General features: G+C 67.5%; 16 protein-coding genes. 11 read left to right on the top strand and 5 right to left on the bottom strand.

The features are described from left to right. Positions 1-8: 8 nt before the first annotated feature. Entirely contained in the window at positions 9-458 is a 450-nt protein-coding gene (locus APS40_RS08780; RefSeq protein ID WP_055046685.1) for a hemerythrin domain-containing protein, read from the bottom strand. 128 nt (positions 459-586) lie between these two features. On the opposite strand from APS40_RS08780, the gene ccoN reads away from it, so the two are divergent. The 8 genes from ccoN (at position 587) to ccoS (ending at position 8,586) form a co-directional block, all read left to right on the top strand. Then, positions 587-2,215 (top strand): cytochrome-c oxidase, cbb3-type subunit I, encoded by a 1,629-nt coding sequence (gene ccoN / locus APS40_RS08775; RefSeq protein WP_055046684.1) that lies wholly within the window; start codon positions 587-589, stop codon positions 2,213-2,215. Positions 2,216-2,228: 13 nt separating this feature from the next. Continuing rightward, positions 2,229-2,960 carry a cytochrome-c oxidase, cbb3-type subunit II gene (gene ccoO, locus APS40_RS08770; protein WP_055046683.1) on the top strand — a complete coding sequence of 244 codons (732 nt, stop codon included), beginning with the start codon at positions 2,229-2,231 and terminating at the stop codon, positions 2,958-2,960. A gap of 12 nt (positions 2,961-2,972) precedes the next feature. Then, positions 2,973-3,158: a cbb3-type cytochrome c oxidase subunit 3 gene (locus APS40_RS08765; protein ID WP_055046682.1), complete on the top strand. Its 186-nt coding sequence runs from the start codon at positions 2,973-2,975 to the stop codon at positions 3,156-3,158. Beyond that, entirely contained in the window at positions 3,155-4,021 is an 867-nt protein-coding gene (ccoP, locus tag APS40_RS08760) for a cytochrome-c oxidase, cbb3-type subunit III (protein ID WP_055046681.1), read from the top strand. Before APS40_RS08765 ends, ccoP begins: the two co-directional genes overlap by 4 nt. A 122-nt stretch (positions 4,022-4,143) precedes the next feature. After that, positions 4,144-5,706: a cytochrome c oxidase accessory protein CcoG gene (gene ccoG / locus APS40_RS08755; RefSeq protein ID WP_055046680.1), complete on the top strand. Its 1,563-nt coding sequence runs from the start codon at positions 4,144-4,146 to the stop codon at positions 5,704-5,706. After that, positions 5,703-6,200, top strand: coding sequence for a FixH family protein (locus APS40_RS08750; protein ID WP_055046679.1), 498 nt, complete (start codon positions 5,703-5,705; stop codon positions 6,198-6,200). Before ccoG ends, APS40_RS08750 begins: the two co-directional genes overlap by 4 nt. Then, positions 6,197-8,443, top strand: a complete 2,247-nt coding sequence (locus tag APS40_RS08745; RefSeq protein ID WP_055046678.1) for a heavy metal translocating P-type ATPase — start codon at positions 6,197-6,199, stop codon at positions 8,441-8,443. The genes APS40_RS08750 and APS40_RS08745 overlap by 4 nt, the downstream gene beginning before the upstream one ends. Beyond that, positions 8,440-8,586 carry a cbb3-type cytochrome oxidase assembly protein CcoS gene (gene ccoS, locus APS40_RS08740; RefSeq protein WP_055046677.1) on the top strand — a complete coding sequence of 49 codons (147 nt, stop codon included), beginning with the start codon at positions 8,440-8,442 and terminating at the stop codon, positions 8,584-8,586. Before APS40_RS08745 ends, ccoS begins: the two co-directional genes overlap by 4 nt. Before the next feature lie 9 nt (positions 8,587-8,595). Here ccoS and APS40_RS08735 read toward each other — a convergent pair whose 3' ends face one another. Then, positions 8,596-9,309 carry a Crp/Fnr family transcriptional regulator gene (locus APS40_RS08735; RefSeq protein ID WP_055046676.1) on the bottom strand — a complete coding sequence of 238 codons (714 nt, stop codon included), beginning with the start codon at positions 9,307-9,309 and terminating at the stop codon, positions 8,596-8,598. 108 nt (positions 9,310-9,417) lie between these two features. On the opposite strand from APS40_RS08735, the gene hemN reads away from it, so the two are divergent. Continuing rightward, complete coding sequence (gene hemN, locus APS40_RS08730; RefSeq protein ID WP_055046675.1) at positions 9,418-10,767, top strand: oxygen-independent coproporphyrinogen III oxidase; 1,350 nt, start codon at positions 9,418-9,420, stop codon at positions 10,765-10,767. A gap of 378 nt (positions 10,768-11,145) precedes the next feature. Further along, positions 11,146-13,737 carry a magnesium-translocating P-type ATPase gene (gene mgtA / locus APS40_RS08725; protein ID WP_082434276.1) on the top strand — a complete coding sequence of 864 codons (2,592 nt, stop codon included), beginning with the start codon at positions 11,146-11,148 and terminating at the stop codon, positions 13,735-13,737. 22 nt (positions 13,738-13,759) lie between these two features. On the opposite strand, the gene APS40_RS08720 is transcribed toward mgtA, so the two are convergent. The 3 genes from APS40_RS08720 to APS40_RS08710 all read right to left on the bottom strand — a co-directional run bounded on the left by APS40_RS08720 (position 13,760) and on the right by APS40_RS08710 (position 15,950). Continuing rightward, on the bottom strand, positions 13,760-14,179 hold the full coding sequence (locus tag APS40_RS08720) for a hypothetical protein (protein ID WP_055046674.1): 420 nt from the start codon (positions 14,177-14,179) through the stop codon (positions 13,760-13,762). 14 nt (positions 14,180-14,193) lie between these two features. After that, entirely contained in the window at positions 14,194-14,769 is a 576-nt protein-coding gene (locus APS40_RS08715; RefSeq protein WP_156342878.1) for an SH3 domain-containing protein, read from the bottom strand. A 113-nt stretch (positions 14,770-14,882) separates the two neighbouring features. Beyond that, positions 14,883-15,950 (bottom strand): nucleoside hydrolase, encoded by a 1,068-nt coding sequence (locus APS40_RS08710; protein WP_055046672.1) that lies wholly within the window; start codon positions 15,948-15,950, stop codon positions 14,883-14,885. 112 nt (positions 15,951-16,062) lie between these two features. Here APS40_RS08710 and APS40_RS08705 point away from each other — a divergent pair, with 112 nt between their 5' ends. Then, complete coding sequence (locus tag APS40_RS08705) at positions 16,063-17,004, top strand: LysR family transcriptional regulator (protein ID WP_156342877.1); 942 nt, start codon at positions 16,063-16,065, stop codon at positions 17,002-17,004. The last annotated feature ends 153 nt before the right edge of the window (positions 17,005-17,157 follow it).

Here is a 17,157-nt window from a genome sequence, read left to right as displayed (position 1 = left end):
CGTTCCGGTCACCTGGCGGCGGCCTGCGGCAGGCTGGTCATCAGCTCATGTTCGTGCCGGACATGGCGGCGCAGGCATTCGAAGAAGCCGCGCAGCATGTAGCCAGTCGCTTCGGGCGCCAGCAGCGGCTGCCGGCAGCCGAGCAATTGCAGTTCGTATTGTACCTCTTCGGCGAAGCACTCGTCTTCGAGGTGTTCCAGCCGCAACTGCTCGACCACCGTCCTGCCGTCGGGATGTGCTGCGAGGATGCGGGGAAAGAGGGTTGCCTCCTCGGCCTGGTGGGCGCTGCGGAGCAGCGGCCCGATCACCTGAGCCGCTCTCAGGCAGCGCTGATGGCTCAGAGCATTGGGCAGGGAATCGGCAATCTCCTCGAGCACGTCGCAGAGCGCCAGTTGCTGGGCGAAGGACTCGCGCAGCGCCGCCTCCAGCCGCTCGCCGTGCATTTTCTGGACCTGCATTCGCCGAACCCTTCGCTCCGCCTCGTGTGATTTGGGGAGCAAAGGCCGCGCCGGCTCCGGAGGCGTTGATCTGGATCAAAATTTTCGGGGCGGGCGTCCCTAGGGTGCAGGTGTTGAGATGCAGCACTATGGGGGCCGCTTTGCAGAATCTGCCTTGGATCATCGTCCTGGGAGGGGCGACGTTCCTGTCGCTGGTCCTGTCCGGGTTAGGACAGGACGCGGCCTTCACGGCCCATTGGGGCATCATCGCCGCGGTGCTCGGGGTCGCCACAATCATCCTGATGCGCAAGCCCGAGCGCGTTCCCGCGGCGGCTGATGGCGCCAGCCCGGACGGGGCGGTCTATTTCGATGCGCCGATCCGCATCGGCTCCATCCTCACCGTATTCTGGGGGTGCGTCGGCTTCCTGGTCGGCGTGGTCATCGCGCTGCAGCTGGCCTTTCCCGAGCTCAATTTCGGGCCGTGGTTCAATTTCGGCCGCCTGCGGCCGCTCCACACCTCGGCCGTGGTGTTCGCCTTCGGCGGCACGGCCTTGCTCACCACCAGCTTCTACGTGGTGCAGCGCACCTCGCGCGCCCGGCTGATCAGCGACAACCTCGCCTGGTTCGTGTTCTGGGGCTACCAGCTGTTCATCGTCATGGCCGCGACCGGGTACCTGCTCGGCATCACGCAGAGCCGCGAATATGCCGAGCCCGAGTGGTACACCGACCTGTGGCTGACCATCGTCTGGGTCGCCTACCTGGTGCTGTTCCTGGGCACCATCATCAAGCGCAAGGAGCCGCATATCTATGTGGCGAACTGGTTCTACCTTGCCTTCATCGTCACCATCGCGATGCTGCACGTGGTCAACAACCTGGCCGTGCCGGTGAGCCTGCTGGGGTCCAGGAGCTATTCGCTGTTCTCGGGGGTGCAGGATGCGCTGACCCAGTGGTGGTACGGCCACAACGCCGTCGGCTTCTTCCTCACCGCGGGCTTCCTGGGCATGATGTATTACTACATGCCCAAGCAGGCGGGGCGCCCGGTCTACAGCTACCGGCTGTCGATCATCCATTTCTGGGCGCTGATCTTTCTCTACATCTGGGCCGGTCCGCACCACCTGCATTACACCGCGCTGCCCGACTGGGCGCAGACGCTCGGCATGGTGTTCTCGATCATGCTGTGGATGCCCAGCTGGGGCGGCATGATCAACGGGCTGATGACGCTGCGCGGCGCCTGGGACAAGGTGCGCACCGACCCGATCATCCGCATGATGGTGATCGCCCTCGCCTTTTACGGCATGTCGACCTTCGAAGGTCCGGTGATGTCGATCAAGTCGGTGAACGGGCTCAGCCACTATACCGACTGGACCATCGGCCACGTGCACTCGGGGGCGCTCGGCTGGGTCGGCATGATCTCGTTCGCGGCGGTCTATTTCATGGTGCCGCGGCTGTGGGGGCGCCGGCAACTCTACTCGCCGCGCATGGTCAACTGGCACTTCTGGCTCGCCACCACCGGCATCGTGATCTACGCGGCGGTGATGTGGGTCTCGGGCATCATGCAGGGCCTGATGTGGCGCGAGTACGATGCCGAGGGGTTCCTCGTCTACTCGTTCGCCGAGACGGTCGCCGCGCTCCACCCCTACTACATCGCTCGGGCCTTCGGCGGCATGCTCTACCTCGCCGGCGGACTGGTGATGGCCTTCAACATCTGGATGACCATTCGCGGCCGCGTCCGCACCGAGCGTCCGATCCTCACCACCCAGCTGCAGCCGGCCGAATAGGAGCGCGCGAACCATGGATATTCTCGGCAAGCACGGCGTCATCGAACGCAACGCCACGCTGCTCCTCACCCTGTCGCTGGTGGTGGTGTGCATCGGCGGCATCGTCGAAGTCGCGCCGCTGTTCTATTTCCAGAACACCATCGAAAAGGTGGAGGGGATGCGCCCTTACACCCCGCTCGAGCTGGCGGGGCGCGACATCTATATCCGCGAGGGCTGCTATACCTGCCACAGCCAGATGATCCGCCCGTTCCGCGACGAGACCGAGCGCTACGGCCACTACTCGCTGGCGGCGGAGTCGATGTACGACCATCCGTTCCAGTGGGGCTCCAAGCGCACCGGGCCCGACCTGGCGCGGGTCGGCGGCCGCTACTCGGACGAGTGGCATGTCGAGCACCTGACCAACCCCCAGGCCCTGGTGCCCGAGTCGATCATGCCCAAATACGGGTTCCTCGCCGAGACCCCGCTCGACACCCGCAACACCGCCGCCAGCCTCAAGGCCAATGCCGCCGTGGGCGTGCCCTATGGCGAGGAGGCGATCGCCAACGCGGAACGCGACCTCGTCGCCCAGGCGACGCCGGAGGCGGACACCTCGGGGCTGGTCGCGCGCTACAGCAACGTGCGCGCCGAGGATTTCGACGGCAACCCCAAACAGATCACCGAGATGGATGCGCTGGTCGCCTATCTCCAGATGCTCGGCACGCTGGTCGATTTCTCGACCTACGACGCCCAGGCCAACTACCGCTAAGCGAGCCAGACCATGCCAACCGCACTCTACGACGCGCTCCGACATTTCGCCGACAGCTGGGGCCTGCTCTACATGATGGCGATTTTCCTCACCGTGGTGTTCTTCCTGGTGCGCCCCGGGGCGCGGGCTAACGCGCGCGATGCCGCCCGCATTCCGCTCGACGACGGCGCGCCCCGGGACCGGGAGGTCGGTCGATGAGCGACAAGGACATCGACAAGCTCAGCGGCGTCGAAACCACCGGCCACGAATGGGACGGTATCAAGGAGCTCAACAACCCGCTGCCACGCTGGTGGCTGTGGACGTTCTACGGCACGATCGTGTTCGCGCTGGGCTACACCATTGCCTTTCCGGCCTGGCCGATGATCTCGTCGGCAACCACCGGGGTGCTCGGCTATTCGAGCCGGGCCGCGCTCGATGCCGACCTCGCGGCGGCAAAGGCGGCGCAGGGCGACATGCTGCAGGCGGTGGCGACGACGCCGGTCGCCGACCTCCCCAGGAACGAGGCCTTGGCGCGCTTTGCCCGGGCGGGCGGGAAATCGTTCTACAAGGTTTATTGTTCGCAATGCCACGGCACCGGCGCAACCGGCAGCGCGGGCTATCCCAACCTCAACGACGACGAGTGGCTGTGGGGCGGCACGATCGAGCAGATCTACGCGACCATTTCGCACGGCGCGCGTTCGCCCACCGACCCCGACACCCATTACAACGTGATGCCGAATTTCGGCGTGGACGGACTGCTGAGCGCCCAGGATGTCGACCGGGTGGCGAAGCAGGTCGCATCGTTCTCCGGCATCGAGGGCGGCGAGGCGAGCCCGGCCGGCCAGCAGCTGTTCGCGGATAACTGCGCCAGCTGCCATGGCGAGAGCGGAGCGGGCATGCCGGAACTGGGCGGGCCGTCGCTCAACGACCACGTCTGGCTCTATGGCGGAACGCTCGAGGCCATCCGCGCCCAGGTCAACCGGCCGCGGCACGGCGTCATGCCGGCCTGGAGCGCCCGCCTGGGCGATACGGCGGTCAGGCAACTTGCGGTCTATGTGCACAGTCTCGGTGGCGGCCAATAGCGCTCAGGCGCCAAGCCACCAAGGGGGGAGGGGGGCGACCGCAAGCGCCTCCCTCCTGACCCAGATCAAAGCTGCTTGCCCACGCCGTGCAACAACCAACCCAGATCGTTCCGGAATCCCAGATGCAAGCGGACAGCGCCGACACTCAGACCTACGACGTCGAAGCGGTGAACGCCGCCGGGCGCCGCCAACCGCTCTACGCTCCGCGCAAGAAGATCTTTCCCAAGCGCGCCAGCGGTCAGTTCCGCAGGTTCAAGTGGCTGGTGATGCTGATCACGCTCGGCATCTACTACGTGACGCCCTGGCTGCGCTGGGATCGCGGGCCGTTCGCGCCCGACCAGGCCGTGCTGGTCGATCTCGCCAACAAGCGGTTCTACTTCCTGTTCATCGAGATCTGGCCGCAGGAATTCTACTACGTCGCAGGCATGCTGGTGATGGCCGGGATCGGGCTGTTCCTCGTCACCTCGACGGTGGGGCGCGCCTGGTGCGGCTATGCCTGTCCGCAGACCGTATGGGTCGACCTGTTCCTGGTCGTCGAGCGGGCGATTGAAGGCGACCGCAACGCCCGCATCAAGCTGGATGCGGCGCCGTGGTCGGCCGCCAAGCTCGCAAAGCGCAGCCTCAAGCACGTCGTCTGGCTTGTCATCGGTGTGATGACCGGCGGCGCCTGGATCTTCTACTTCGCCGACGCACCCACCCTGCTCGGCGACGTCGTGACGCTCCGGGCCCCGTTTGTCGCCTATGCGACCATCGCCCTGCTGACGGCCACCACCTACACGTTCGGCGGCCTGCTGCGCGAGCAGGTCTGCACCTATATGTGCCCCTGGCCGCGCATCCAGGGGGCAATGCTTGACGAGAACTCGCTGACCGTCACCTACAACGACTGGCGCGGCGAGCCGCGCACCCGCCATGCCAAGAAGGCGATCGCCGAGGGCAAGCCGGTGGGCGACTGTGTCGACTGCAACGCCTGCGTCGTCGTCTGCCCGATGGGGATCGACATCCGCGATGGCCAGCAGCTCGAGTGCATCACCTGCGCGCTGTGCATCGACGCGTGCGACGACGTGATGACCAGGCTGGGCAAGGAACGCGGCCTCATCTCCTACGCGACGCTCAGCGACTACAGCCGCAACATGGCGCTCGCCACCCGCGGCGGCCCGGCGGTGGAACCGGCCCGGGTGCGCGACCCCGCCACCGGCCGGCTCGTCGCCGCGATCAAGCGCACCGACTGGCACTCGATCATCCGTCCCCGCACCATCGTCTATTTCATCGGCTGGTCGGCTATCGGCCTCGCCATGCTGACGGCGTTGGCGCTGCGGACGCCGCTGTCGCTCAACGTGCTGCATGACCGCAACCCGCTTTATGTCGAGCTGCGCGACGGCTCGATCCGCAACGGCTACGACGTCAAGGTGCTGAACATGACGCCGGAGCCGCGTGAAGTGAGGCTGCGGCTCGACCGCCTGCCGGGCGGCAGCCTGTCGCTGGCCGACAGCGGCACCGCGACGAGCGGCAGCCTCGATCTGACGTTGGCGCCCGACAAGGTGCTGCCGCTGCGGCTCTACGTGCGGGTGGCCCCCGAGGCGCTGCCTGCCGGCAAGACCACGTTCGACATCGTGGTCGCCGACGAAAAAGCCGGCATCAGCCGCAGCGTCGAGACCACGTTCGAAGTTCCGGAGCAGCGCAGATGACCGGCAGTCCCAGCGCCCGGCGCGGCGAATTCACCGGCCGGCACATGCTGCTGACCATCGTCGCCTTTTTCGGCGTGGTCATCGCCGTCAACATCACCATGGCCGTCATCTCCTCGGTCAGCTGGACCGGCCTCGTGGTGCAGAACTCCTATGTCGCAAGCCAGGAGTTCGAGACCAGGCGGCTGGCGCATCTGGCGCAACAGCAGGCCGGCTGGCGCGCCAGCCTGGGCTATGCCGGCGGGGCGGCGCTGCTCGAGGTGCGCGGCGCCGATGGCAGCCCGATCGAGCTCGGTGCCCCGGTGCTGCAGATCAATCGACCGGTGGGCGGGCACGATGACCAGGCGGTGACGCTCGTTCGCCGGGCCGATGGCGTCTATACCGGCCCGGTGGACCTCGGGCCCGGCGTCTGGGAAGCGCGGGTGACCATCGATGACACGCCGCTCGGCCCATTCGAACTGCACGAGCGCTTCAGCATCGCGGGAGAGGCGCCATGAGCTGCTGTGTTCCCGGGGCCCACAGCATCGTCGACGAGCCGGCTGCCATCGAAGCCGACGGGCAGGCGCTGCTGGCGCTCAGCCGCCCGCTGGGCGACGGCCGACGCCAGCTCGAGTTCGCGGTTCCCGATGCGCATTGCGCTGCCTGCATCCGCTCGATCGAGACGGCCTTGCTCGAGCTGCCGCAGGTTGTCGCAGCGCGCGTCAACCTCACAGCGCGCCGCGTGCGTGTGGCGTTCGACCCCGAAGCAGGCAGCGCCGCCGAGCTTGCTCCCGCCATCCGCCGCAGCGGCTATCATACCTATGTGCTCGATCCCGCCGAAGAGAGCGGGGGCGATCCGGTGCTGGCCGAACTGCTCCGGGCGCTGGGTGTCGCGGGCTTCGCTGCCGGCAACATCATGCTGTTTTCCGTGTCGGTCTGGTCGGGCGCCAATGACGCCACGCGTGACCTGTTTCACTGGCTCTCGGCGATCATCGCCCTGCCAGCCATCGCCTATGCCGGACGCATCTTCTTCCGCTCCGCCTGGCGCGCGCTGCAGGTTGGAAAGACCAACATGGATGTGCCGATCTCGATCGGCATCATCCTCGCCACGGCGCTCAGCCTGTACGAGACCCTGCAATCGGGCCGCCACGCCTATTTCGATGCTTCGACCAGCCTGCTGTTCTTCCTGCTGATCGGGCGCACGCTCGACCACCTGATGCGCGAGCGGGCGCGCAGCGCCATCGTCGGGCTGGCCCGGCTGCAGCCCCGCGGCGCCACCCGCATCCACGACGATGGGCGTCGCGAGTACCTGCGGCTGGACGAGATCGCGCCGGGCATGCAGCTGCAGCTGAAGGCCGGGGAGCGGGTTCCGGTCGACGCGATCGTTACCTCGGACGAAGGGGCGTTCGACTATTCGATCATCACCGGCGAAACCGCCCCTCAGCTGATCGCCGCGGGAGGGGAGGTGGTTTCGGGGGCCAACACCCTGGGTGCACCGGTGGAGCTTCGCGCCTTGCGCGGCTCCACCGATTCCTTCCTCGCGCGGATGGCTGCAATGATGGATGCCGCCGAAAATGCCCGCACCCGGCCGCGGCGCATCGCCGACCGGGCCGCCGCGATCTATGCCCCGGTGGTGCATACCGTTGCGCTCTCCACCTTTCTCGGTTGGGGGCTCGTGGGCGGCGACTGGCATATGGCGCTGCTCAATGCGGTGGCGGTGCTGATCATCACCTGTCCGTGCGCCCTCGCGCTTGCCGTTCCGATCGTCCACGTGGTGGCGGCCGGACGGCTGTTCGAACGCGGCATCCTGATGAAGAACGGCGCGGCGCTCGAACGTGCCGCCGAGATCACCTCGGTGGCCTTCGACAAGACCGGCACTCTCACCCAAGGGCGGCCACAAGTGGTCGAGAGCCACGTCGCCGATCCAGCGGATGAGGAGGTGGCGTTCGCCCTCGCCTCGGTCAGTACCCACCCGCTGTCGCGGGCGCTCACCGCCCATATCGGCCACGGCCGGCCGTTCGCCGGCGTGGTGCGCGAGAGCGCCGGTCGCGGGATCGAAGGCGTGGTGGGCGGCGTCAGCTGGCGGCTGGGCAGTCGCGACTGGTGCGGGTTGCCCGATGCAGGGGCGGGGGCCCTCACCGAGGTTTGTCTCGCCGCCGACGGGGCGCTCAGGGCCAGCTATCGGTTCAGCGACCCGCCCCGGGCAAACGCCCGCGAGAGCATCGCCGAACTGCGGCGCCTCGGGCTCGCATCGCGCCTGGTTTCGGGCGACCGGCAGGGTCCGGTCGACGCGATCGCAGCGGCCGTCGGGATCGATGTCGCCCAGGGCGAGCTCAAGCCCGAACAGAAGGTCGAGGCGGTATCGCAAGGGCGCACCATGATGGTGGGCGACGGCATCAACGACGCTCCGGCGCTGCGGGCGGCCTATGTCTCGATGGCACCCAGCTCGGCGGCCGATATCGGGCGCAGCGCCGCCGACTTCGTGTTTGCCGGTGACGATCTCGGGGCCGTGCCGTTCGTGGTTGGCACGGCGCGGCGCGCGGCGCGGCTGGTGTCGCAGAACCTTGCGCTGGCTGTGGGCTACAATGCCATCGCCGTGCCGCTTGCCGTCTGCGGCCAGGTGACCCCGCTGATCGCCGCCGTCGCGATGTCCTCGTCCTCGGTGATCGTCGTCGCCAACGCCCTGCGGCTGCGCTTTGCGCGCCGTGCGGCCCGGCCGGAGCCTGTCGGCCGCCTGGTGACCGAGGAGCGTGTGGCATGAGCGGACTCGCCCTTCTCATTCCGATCGCGGTGCTGATGGGGCTCGCCGCGCTGGCGGCCTTCCTGTGGGCGCTGCGGTCGGGCCAGTATGAGGATCTCAGGGGCGCCAGCGAGCGCATCTTCGAGGAAGACCTCGATGGGTGAGCTTTTGGCTCAGCCGGCGCGGGCCTCGAGCGCCGTGCGGTTGAGGATCACCACGCAGCGGTGCCCGCGGACGCTGATCACCCCCTCATGCCGCAGCCGGCTCATCTGGCGCGACACCGTCTCGAGGGTCAGGCCCAGGAAATCCGCCATGTCGGCCCGGCCGATCGGCAATGCCAGCGTCTGTCTTCCGTCGGCATCAGCAACCCCGATCCGCCTGGCGACGAGCAGCAACAGGCTCGCCACCCGCTCCGCGGCAGTCTTCCGCCCCAGCGTCACCATCCACTCGCGGGCGTCGTCGAGGTCGCGCAGCGACTGGCTGAGAAGACGCAGCTTGATGCGGTCGTTGTCGGCAACCAGGCGTTCGAGCACGCTGCGCGGGATACGGCAGAGCTCGACTTCGGTGGCCGCCTCGGCAGAGAGCGGGCTTTCGCTCGAGAACAGACGGCCCAGCAGGTCCGGGGAGAATTGCAGCCCGACCAGTTGCTGGCGGCCGTCGCGCAGGACGCGCGACAGCTTGATGGCGCCGCTGGTCACGTTGGCATAGCCGACCTCGCCGCTTTCGATCGTCAACGTTTCGCCTGCCCCGTGCCGGGTCCGGCGCGCCTGGCCGGCCAGGCGGGCCAGCTCGGCCGGGCCGAGCACCTCGCAGAGCCCCTGGTGCCGCACCTTGCAGTGGCGGCAACTGGATGGAGTCGCGTGGTCGGCTTCGGCATCTGTGGTCATCGGTGGCTCCCGCAAGCTGCCCCAGCTTCGCACGGTCTCGGCCCGGCCAATTGATCGAGATCAAGACCTGCAAGCCCAAGCTCTGCGAGAAGGCTGGCGGAGGCTCCGATGTCCGATACCCTGCTCAGCCGATACGCTCGGCCCGTACCCCGCTACACCAGCTACCCCACCGCGCCGCATTTCCACACCGGCATAGCCGATGCCGACTATGCCGGCTGGCTCGGAACATTGCCGGCGGCGACCGACCTGTCGCTCTATGTGCATGTACCGTTCTGCGATCGGCTGTGCTGGTTCTGCGGTTGCCACACCAAGCAGGTGCTCCGCTACGATCCGATCGCGGCCTACCTGCCGGCGGTGCATCTCGAGATGGAACAGGTGGCGCGGCTGCTCGACGGACGCGGCGGGGCGACTGGCCTGCACCTGGGCGGCGGTTCGCCCTCGATGCTGCGCCCCGACGATCTCATGGCCCTGGCCCGGCGGGTTCGCCAGCTGTTCAGCCCGCGGCCGGATTTCGAGTTCAGCATCGAGATCGACCCCAACGACATGACCGAGGACCGCTACGACGCCTTTGCGGCGGCCGGCGTGACCCGCATCAGCGTGGGGGTGCAGGATTTCGACCCGGTGGTGCAGCAGGCGATCAACCGGCCGCAGAGTTTCGAGCAGACCCGCGCCGTGGTCGAGGGGATGCGCCGGCGCGGCGTCGGTTCGGTGAACCTCGACGTGCTCTATGGGCTGCCGCACCAGACGATAGCTTCGGTCGAGGCGACCGTCGAGCAGGCCCTGGCGTTGGCGCCGGATCGGCTGGCCCTGTTCGGCTACGCGCACGTGCCGTGGATCAAGACGCATCAGCGGCTGATCGATGAGACAAGGCTTCCTGATGCGGCCGAGCGCCTGGCGCAGTCGGCAGCAGCAGCGGCGCGCATCAGTGCGGCGGGCTATGTCGCCATCGGTCTCGACCACTTTGCCCGGCCGACGGATCGGCTCGCCGTCGCGGCTGGGGCAGGCAGGCTCCGCCGCAACTTCCAGGGCTACACCACCGACCAGGCCCCGGCCCTCATCGGTTTGGGTGCGTCCTCGATCGGCAGCCTGCCGCAGGGCTATGTGCAGAACATCACCGCGACCGGCGAGTATATCCGGGCCATCAAGGCGCGCGGGCTGGCCATTGCCCGTGGCATAGCCCTCAGCGGCGAAGACCGCATGCGGGGCTGGGTCATCGAACGGTTGATGTGCGATTTTGCCGTCTCGATCGACGAGTTGCGTCGCCGCTTCGGCAACGCCGTTTCGCCGGTCGTCAACGAGATGGCCTGCGCCGCGCAGTACGACGCCGACGGGATCGTCGATTTCGACGGGCAGACCTTCGCCATCACCGAGGCCGGGCGGCCCTATGTGCGTTCGGTCGCGGCCGCGTTCGACACCTACCTGCAGTCGGGGGTGGGGCGGCATTCGGTAGCGGTGTAGGGGCATGCGTCGCGGGTGTGAGGCGGACGAGCTGCCGACAGCCATGTCCGGCAACCTTGCGCCTGTCTGATCATTCAAGGGCCGCTGGCGCATCCCTGATCGCGACCCGCGAGCCCCTGGCCTCCCAAGAGTACCGGCGCTCACCGGACCGAGCCAGCACCACCGCTCTCCCGGTGCGGCAGGCTCGTCCGGTTCCTGCAATTCCGGTTCTCACGGCTGATCGCACCAGGCCCGTGATTTGATCAAAGTCAACCCAGGGACTGTTGCAGCGCGCCAAGCTGGGCGGCGATTGAGGCTGGTCTGCGGGCGTCACAGACCAGCCGTCGCGCGGCACCGGTGGAGCAGGTGTCGACTTCCCCCGGCCTTCAGGAGGTCCAGATGCTCCCCGCAGTTTCCGGACAAGCGCCGCCCGTCCGGACGGCACCGTTCTGGACCCGGCCGGTGGCGGAGCTGCTGGCCGAGCTGCAGGCCGGACCTGACGGGCTGACCACCGCCGAGGCGGAACGCCGGCTCGGCGTGGATGGTCCGAACGCCGATACCGCCGGCCGTCGTCCCGGGCTGACCCGGGCTGTGGCACGGCGGCTGCTGGAGCCGCTTTCATTGATCCTGCTGGGAGCCGGCGTGGTCTCGGCCGCCACTGGTGACCTGGTGGGCGGATCGATCATCGTCGCCATCCTCGCCGTCTCCATCGGCCTCGACACGGTGCAGGAAGGCCATGCGGGCCGCGCTGCCGAAGAGCTTCGCCGTTCGGTCGCCCTGCAGGCCGAGGTGAAGCGCGGCGGCGTGTTCGTCGGTGTGCCGGTCGAAGACGTGGTGCGCGGCGACATCATCCGGGTTCGGGCCGGGGACATCGTTCCGGCCGACGCCATCATCCTCGAGGCCAGCGGCTTCTCGGCCAATCAGGCGGCGCTCACCGGCGAGGCCTTCCCGGCGGAAAAGCGCCCGGGCGCGGTGAACGCAACGACAGCCAGCGAGGCCACAAACGCCGTTTTTCGAGGGGCCGTGGCGCAGACCGGCGAGGCAACGGCGCTGGTGGTCGGCACCGGCCGGAACACCGTGTTCGGCGCGGCCGCCATGGTGCTGACCCAGGAGACGGAGCTGTCGCCGTTCCAGCGAGACCTGCGGGCGTTCGGACTGCTGATCGCCCGCCTCACCATCGCCCTGGTGCTCGTGGTGCTCGCCACACATGTCCTGTTCGGCCGCCCGGTGCTGCAATCGCTGCTCTTTGCCGTCGCGCTGGCCGTGGGCCTGACGCCGGAACTGCTGCCCATGATCACCACGGTGACGTTGTCGCGCGGTGCGCTGCGACTGGCGCAGCGCAAGGTCATCGTGAAGCGGCTGGCCTCCATCCACGATCTGGGCGCCATGACCATTCTATGTACCGACAAGACCGGCACGCTGACCTCCGCCGAGATCGCGCTCGCCGGCAGCCTCGACGGCAACGGCGCAGACGATCACCGGGCGGCCCGGCTCGGAGCGATCGCCGCCGAGCTCGGCGGCGACCGCGCGGCGCTCGACCTCGCCCTGGTCGCCGGCACCCCCGAGGCCGCGTCCGGTTGGAGCCTGAAGCGCCGCCTCAGCTTCGATTTCGGTCACCGGCTCGGCTCCGTACTGGTCGACGGGCCTGAAGGCGAACTGCTGATCGTCAAAGGCGCGGCCGAAGCCGTGATCGAGAACTGCATCAAGCTGCGCACGACGAGCGGGACGGTGCCGATCGGGGGGGCGGAACGTGCGGCCGCGCTCGCCCTCGTCCGGCAGAAAGCCGCCGACGGATTGCGGCTGATCGCCGTCGGTTCGCGTGCCTGGCAGGGTGAGGACCACGAGCTCTCTCTGGGTGACGAAACCGGCCTCGTGCTCGAGGGGTTCTGCGCCTTCACCGACCCACCCCGCGCTACCGCCAAGGGAGCCGTTCGGCGCCTCGCCACGGCCGGTGTACGCATCAAGATCCTCTCGGGCGACGACCCGGTCGCAGTCGCACGCCTCGCTGCCCTGGTCGGCCTCCGCTCCGAGCGGGTCCTGTCGGGCGCAGATATCGCCGCACTGTCGGATGCCGCCCTGGCCGTGCAGGTACAGCAGGTCGATGTCTATGGCCGATTGGCGCCCGACCAGAAGTCGCGGCTGGTACACGCGCTGCGGGCGCGCGGCGACATCGTCGGCTATCTGGGCGACGGCATCAACGATGCCCCGGCGCTCAAGACCGCCGATATCGGGCTCTCGGTCTCCGGGGCGACGGGGGTCGCACAGGCCGCGGCCGACATGATCCTGCTCGATTCGGACCTCGAGGTCGTCGCCAACGGCGTCGAGGAAGGCCGGCGGACCTTTGCCAACATCCTCAAATACGTTCGCATGGGCGCCAGCTCGAACTTCGGCAACATGCTGTCGATGGCGGGCGCGTCCCTGCTCCTGCCGTTCCTGCCGATGCTGCCGACCCAGATCCTGCTCAACAACCTGCTCTACGACATCTCGGAGATCGGAATCCCGTTCGACACCGTCCGCAGGCAAGCCGTGGCGCGGCCGCAGCGGTGGGACATGAAGCGGTTGCTCCGCTTTGCGCTGGTGATGGGCAGCCTCTCTTCGATGTTCGACGCCCTGACCTTCGCTGGCCTCATCGTGCTCTTCCATGTCGATCCCGAAGCGTTTCGAACGGCCTGGTTCCTCGAGAGTATGGCGACCCAGATCCTGGTGATCTTCGTGATCCGCACCAATGGGAGACCATGGGCGGACCGGCCGCACCGGTGGCTTGTCCTGTCCTCATTGGCGGCCTTGGCCGTCGCCATGATCCTGCCGTTCACGCCGATGGCCTCGTGGTTGGCCTTCGAGGCTCCACCCCCGGCCGTGCTGGCAAGCCTTGCCGGCGTCGTGGCCGCCTACCTGGTGGCAGCGGAGTATCTCAAGCGCCGCCTCGTCAACGCCATCTTTGCTCCCGCCACCCGCCGGACGGTCCGCCGTGATCGCGCAAAGCACCGCTAGCGGGCAAGTCGGCCGCTGTCGCCTACCAGCCCCGGCACGTGAGGATCGTGGTTCCAAAACCCGCGATCCGAGCGACGCCGGCAACGACGACGCCGCTTTCCGGCCCATCGCCGGGCAAGGCATCGGAGGTTCGTACGATGTCGACGGTGAACGTCATCGGGCCGACATTGGGGGATTCGAGCCCGGCCGAGATGCGGTCATAAGCCACTTCGGAGAAGGCAAGCGTCTCGCCCTCGTCGGTCGAAAGGGCAAAGTCGGGCGTCGCTGCCCGAACTGCCACGACCGAGCCGCCAGCATCGTCGGATGCGAAGGCCACGTCGAGATCCGCGGTGACCCGGCCGTCGAGGCTTTCACAACTGATGGTGTCTGCCGCGACGGCGGCGCCAGCCGCGAGGCAGAAAAGTGTGGGGAGGCAAGCGCGCAGCACGGCCGTATGGATCATGGGTCCTTCGCACTTCATGAGCAGGTCGTGGCCTGATTTTCGCAGATGTCCGTGGCCCAGCCCCTTGCCGTCTCGCCGCGCGCGTTGACCAGGGTGACATCGATGAACGGGCCTTCGCAACCGTGAATGGTCTCGACCTTCACCTGGTCGAGTGCCCAGGGGTTGGCAGCACCTTCCACATAGCCAAGATGTTGCACTGTTTTGGCGGCCATGCCGGGCGCCTCGCGCAGCACGGGGTCCTCGATCTCGAAGCGAATGAGCCGCGCGGACACCCAGCCCGGCCCCTCGAAAAGCACCTGCTCCGGCCCGTCCCCATACTGACCGATGGTGGCGTCGCCGATCTCCACCCAACCGTCCTTGAACCGGCGAACATCGAACTCCGGGGAGAAAGTGCCATCATCGCCGGCGTTGGATTTCAGAACGCCGGCAATGGGGAATCCCTTGCCGGGGCCGCTGCGGACATTGGTGCCCTGCGGGTCCGTGTCGTCGGAGTAGGCGCGGAAGGTGCAGACATTGCTTGCCGCATGAGCGCTGCCAGCCACAGTCATCAGCACGGCACATAGAACAGCGCGCGCGAAAGTCATCGTCATGATCGATCCCCAGATTGAGCCGGCCGTTTATCGCCTGCCGGCTGAACCGGGATTGAACACAACAGGAGGGCGGCAAGCCCCGTGAAGTCGGTCAACCCGCCGCCATCGGTTGGCTACTTCGCGGGAATGGCGTCGAGCAGCATCTGACGGAAGTGCGTGGTGTCGATCTTGGTGACGACGGTTATGGGGCGTTCTCCGAGGCCGGGGCCCTTGTCCGCGGCATAGGCGACGAGGGTGCCCAATGTCGCACCCGGGGCCAGGTCGACATTGACCAGGACCTCTTGCTTGGCCTGAACGAGGCTGGGATCAATCGCCACCGCGGTGGCGATCTCGTCCCACAGCGGCAGGTCCTTCCATGCATACTGCGCCAGGTAGGCAGCCAGCGGCGTGCCTTTGGCGGCGATGTCGGCGATCAGCGCCGCGTCGACGGTCAAGGCTTCGGTGACCGGGCCGACCGACACGATCGACGCAAACGGGGCCGTCAGAACGATGCGCGCCGCCTCGGGATCGAACATCACGTTGAACTCGCCGCCGAACCCCGCGATCTCACCGCTTTCGCTGCGAAAATTGGCGCCGGGGTCGCTGGTGATGACGAGCTTCTTGATCAGCCTGGGGAACTCGGGATCGAGACGCGTCGCCAGCGCCAGATTGGTGAGCGGCCCTGCCGCAATGATGGTGACTTCACCGGGAAACTTGTGCGCCTGTTCGATCAGGAATGCGGCGGCCGAGCCCGCCGCCGCTTTCGTCGTCGGCGCTCCCTCGTCGAGCTCGGGGACCGCAGTGGGGTCGAACCCGGGGACGCTGCCGTCCGTCTCCGGCTTGTTCCACGCACCCTTCCAGCCCAGCCTGCCATAGCTCGCCTCCCAGGCGGAAAGGCGCTGCGGCGTATTGATCAGCGGCAAGACGGCGCCCTCATGGACGGGGATGTCCGTTCGCCCGGCAATCTCGAGAAACCGCAGCAGATGCGCGGCTTCGGCGTTCATCCAGTCATCGCCGGTGACCACCGTGAGGCCGAGCAGCGTGTCATCGGGGCTGTCGAGGAAGAACAGCACCGTCTGCAAGTCCGACCCGCCTGGTCCGGAAAAGTCGTTGTCGATGATGAAGGGAGCAGCCGTGGCAGGGACGGCCAGCAGCGCAGCCGCAGTGGTGCTCATCAGCGCCCGCAGGAAGGTCTTTCGCATCTAAGCCTCGTTCGGTTTTCTGGACGAAAGTCTGGTGACCACCAAGCTAGCCGGAGTTGCCGACGGGGCATCCCCATGAAAAGCTGGACTCCCGTTCGAGGTTTTGGACGACATGCAACTCGACGACATTCAGGCGTTCTTCCGCATCCGGAGCGCCGGCTCGCTTTCGGAAGCGGCGCGGCGAAGCGGCATCCCCAAGGCCACGCTCAGCCACCAGTTGCGCCGACTCGAGGGGCAACTGGGCGCGCTGCTGTTCGATCGCGCCGGCAGCAGATTGACGCTGACCGAAGCGGGCGCGACCTTCCTGCCCCTGGCGGAGGACGTGGTCCGGGCGCTGGTGCGGGCCGAAGATGCGGTGGCGCGCGAAGCCACTGCGCAGTCCGTGCTGCTGCGGATCGGCACCGTGGACGGCCTCGGCACCAACCTGATGGGGCCGTTGAGCCTCGCCTTCATGGAACAGCATCCGGGCATCCGGCTCGATCTGCTGGTCCACGATGCCGTCGATCTGTTCCGCCGAGACGCCGGCCTCGACTGCATCCTGTTCGCCGACGTGCCGCCGCCGGACGATGCCAGGGACATGATTGCGGTGCGCCTGGGCCACTCGGTCAGCCGCCTCTACGCCGCACCGGGTTATCTCGAGCGTAACGGCACCCCGATACTGGTGACCGACCTCAAGGACCACCAGCTCATCGATCGCCGGCTTGGGGCAACGCTGCCGAAGTGGTCGCTGTCGGACGGCAATCGGCGGGTGGAACTTTCGCCCGACGGCTCGATCTCCACCAACGACCAGTGGATCGCCAAAGTGGCGGTGGTGCAGGGGTATGGCGTCGGCTGTTTCCCCGAGTTCTTCGCGGCAGGCGAGGTGGCGGCGGGGGCGCTGGTGGCGGTGCTGCCGGACTGGGAAAGCGACCGCACGCCGATCAGCATTCTTTATCCCAGCCACCGCTTCGGCAATCCGCACCTCAAGGCCCTGGTGCGGTTCATCCGGTCGCATTTCGAAGGCTTCTTCTACTTCCCTTATCGACGCACCGACGTGGCGAGGCTCAAAGCCTAGCCCGGCCTGATCCGGCCGGCGCATGGCTGTTGCCGGCGATGGGTCGGGGGCATCCCATCGCCGAGCGATCGGTCCATCGCCGGCAGTTCCCGGCGCCGTGAAACGATCCTCCGACGCGGCTGATCGACACGGCCTCGTCGAGCCCCCGACGCA

It is taken from the genome of Devosia sp. A16 (assembly GCF_001402915.1).
In the GTDB taxonomy this organism is placed as follows: domain Bacteria; phylum Pseudomonadota; class Alphaproteobacteria; order Rhizobiales; family Devosiaceae; genus Devosia_A.
Note: the sequence above shows the minus strand (reverse complement) of the source record. Positions and strands in the feature narration are given on the sequence as shown.

Coding starts and splice junctions, on each gene's coding strand:
- APS40_RS08750 (WP_055046679.1), top strand. CDS start 5,703: ATGACCGGCAGTCCCAGCGCCCGGCGCGGCGAATTCACCGGCCGGCAC.
- APS40_RS08735 (WP_055046676.1), bottom strand. CDS start 9,309: ATGACCACAGATGCCGAAGCCGACCACGCGACTCCATCCAGTTGCCGC.
- ccoN (WP_055046684.1), top strand. CDS start 587: ATGGGGGCCGCTTTGCAGAATCTGCCTTGGATCATCGTCCTGGGAGGG.
- APS40_RS08745 (WP_055046678.1), top strand. CDS start 6,197: ATGAGCTGCTGTGTTCCCGGGGCCCACAGCATCGTCGACGAGCCGGCT.
- mgtA (WP_082434276.1), top strand. CDS start 11,146: ATGCTCCCCGCAGTTTCCGGACAAGCGCCGCCCGTCCGGACGGCACCG.
- ccoP (WP_055046681.1), top strand. CDS start 3,155: ATGAGCGACAAGGACATCGACAAGCTCAGCGGCGTCGAAACCACCGGC.
- APS40_RS08720 (WP_055046674.1), bottom strand. CDS start 14,179: ATGATCCATACGGCCGTGCTGCGCGCTTGCCTCCCCACACTTTTCTGC.
- APS40_RS08705 (WP_156342877.1), top strand. CDS start 16,063: ATGCAACTCGACGACATTCAGGCGTTCTTCCGCATCCGGAGCGCCGGC.
- APS40_RS08765 (WP_055046682.1), top strand. CDS start 2,973: ATGCCAACCGCACTCTACGACGCGCTCCGACATTTCGCCGACAGCTGG.
- ccoG (WP_055046680.1), top strand. CDS start 4,144: ATGCAAGCGGACAGCGCCGACACTCAGACCTACGACGTCGAAGCGGTG.
- APS40_RS08710 (WP_055046672.1), bottom strand. CDS start 15,950: ATGCGAAAGACCTTCCTGCGGGCGCTGATGAGCACCACTGCGGCTGCG.
- ccoO (WP_055046683.1), top strand. CDS start 2,229: ATGGATATTCTCGGCAAGCACGGCGTCATCGAACGCAACGCCACGCTG.
- ccoS (WP_055046677.1), top strand. CDS start 8,440: ATGAGCGGACTCGCCCTTCTCATTCCGATCGCGGTGCTGATGGGGCTC.
- APS40_RS08715 (WP_156342878.1), bottom strand. CDS start 14,769: ATGACGATGACTTTCGCGCGCGCTGTTCTATGTGCCGTGCTGATGACT.
- hemN (WP_055046675.1), top strand. CDS start 9,418: ATGTCCGATACCCTGCTCAGCCGATACGCTCGGCCCGTACCCCGCTAC.
- APS40_RS08780 (WP_055046685.1), bottom strand. CDS start 458: ATGCAGGTCCAGAAAATGCACGGCGAGCGGCTGGAGGCGGCGCTGCGC.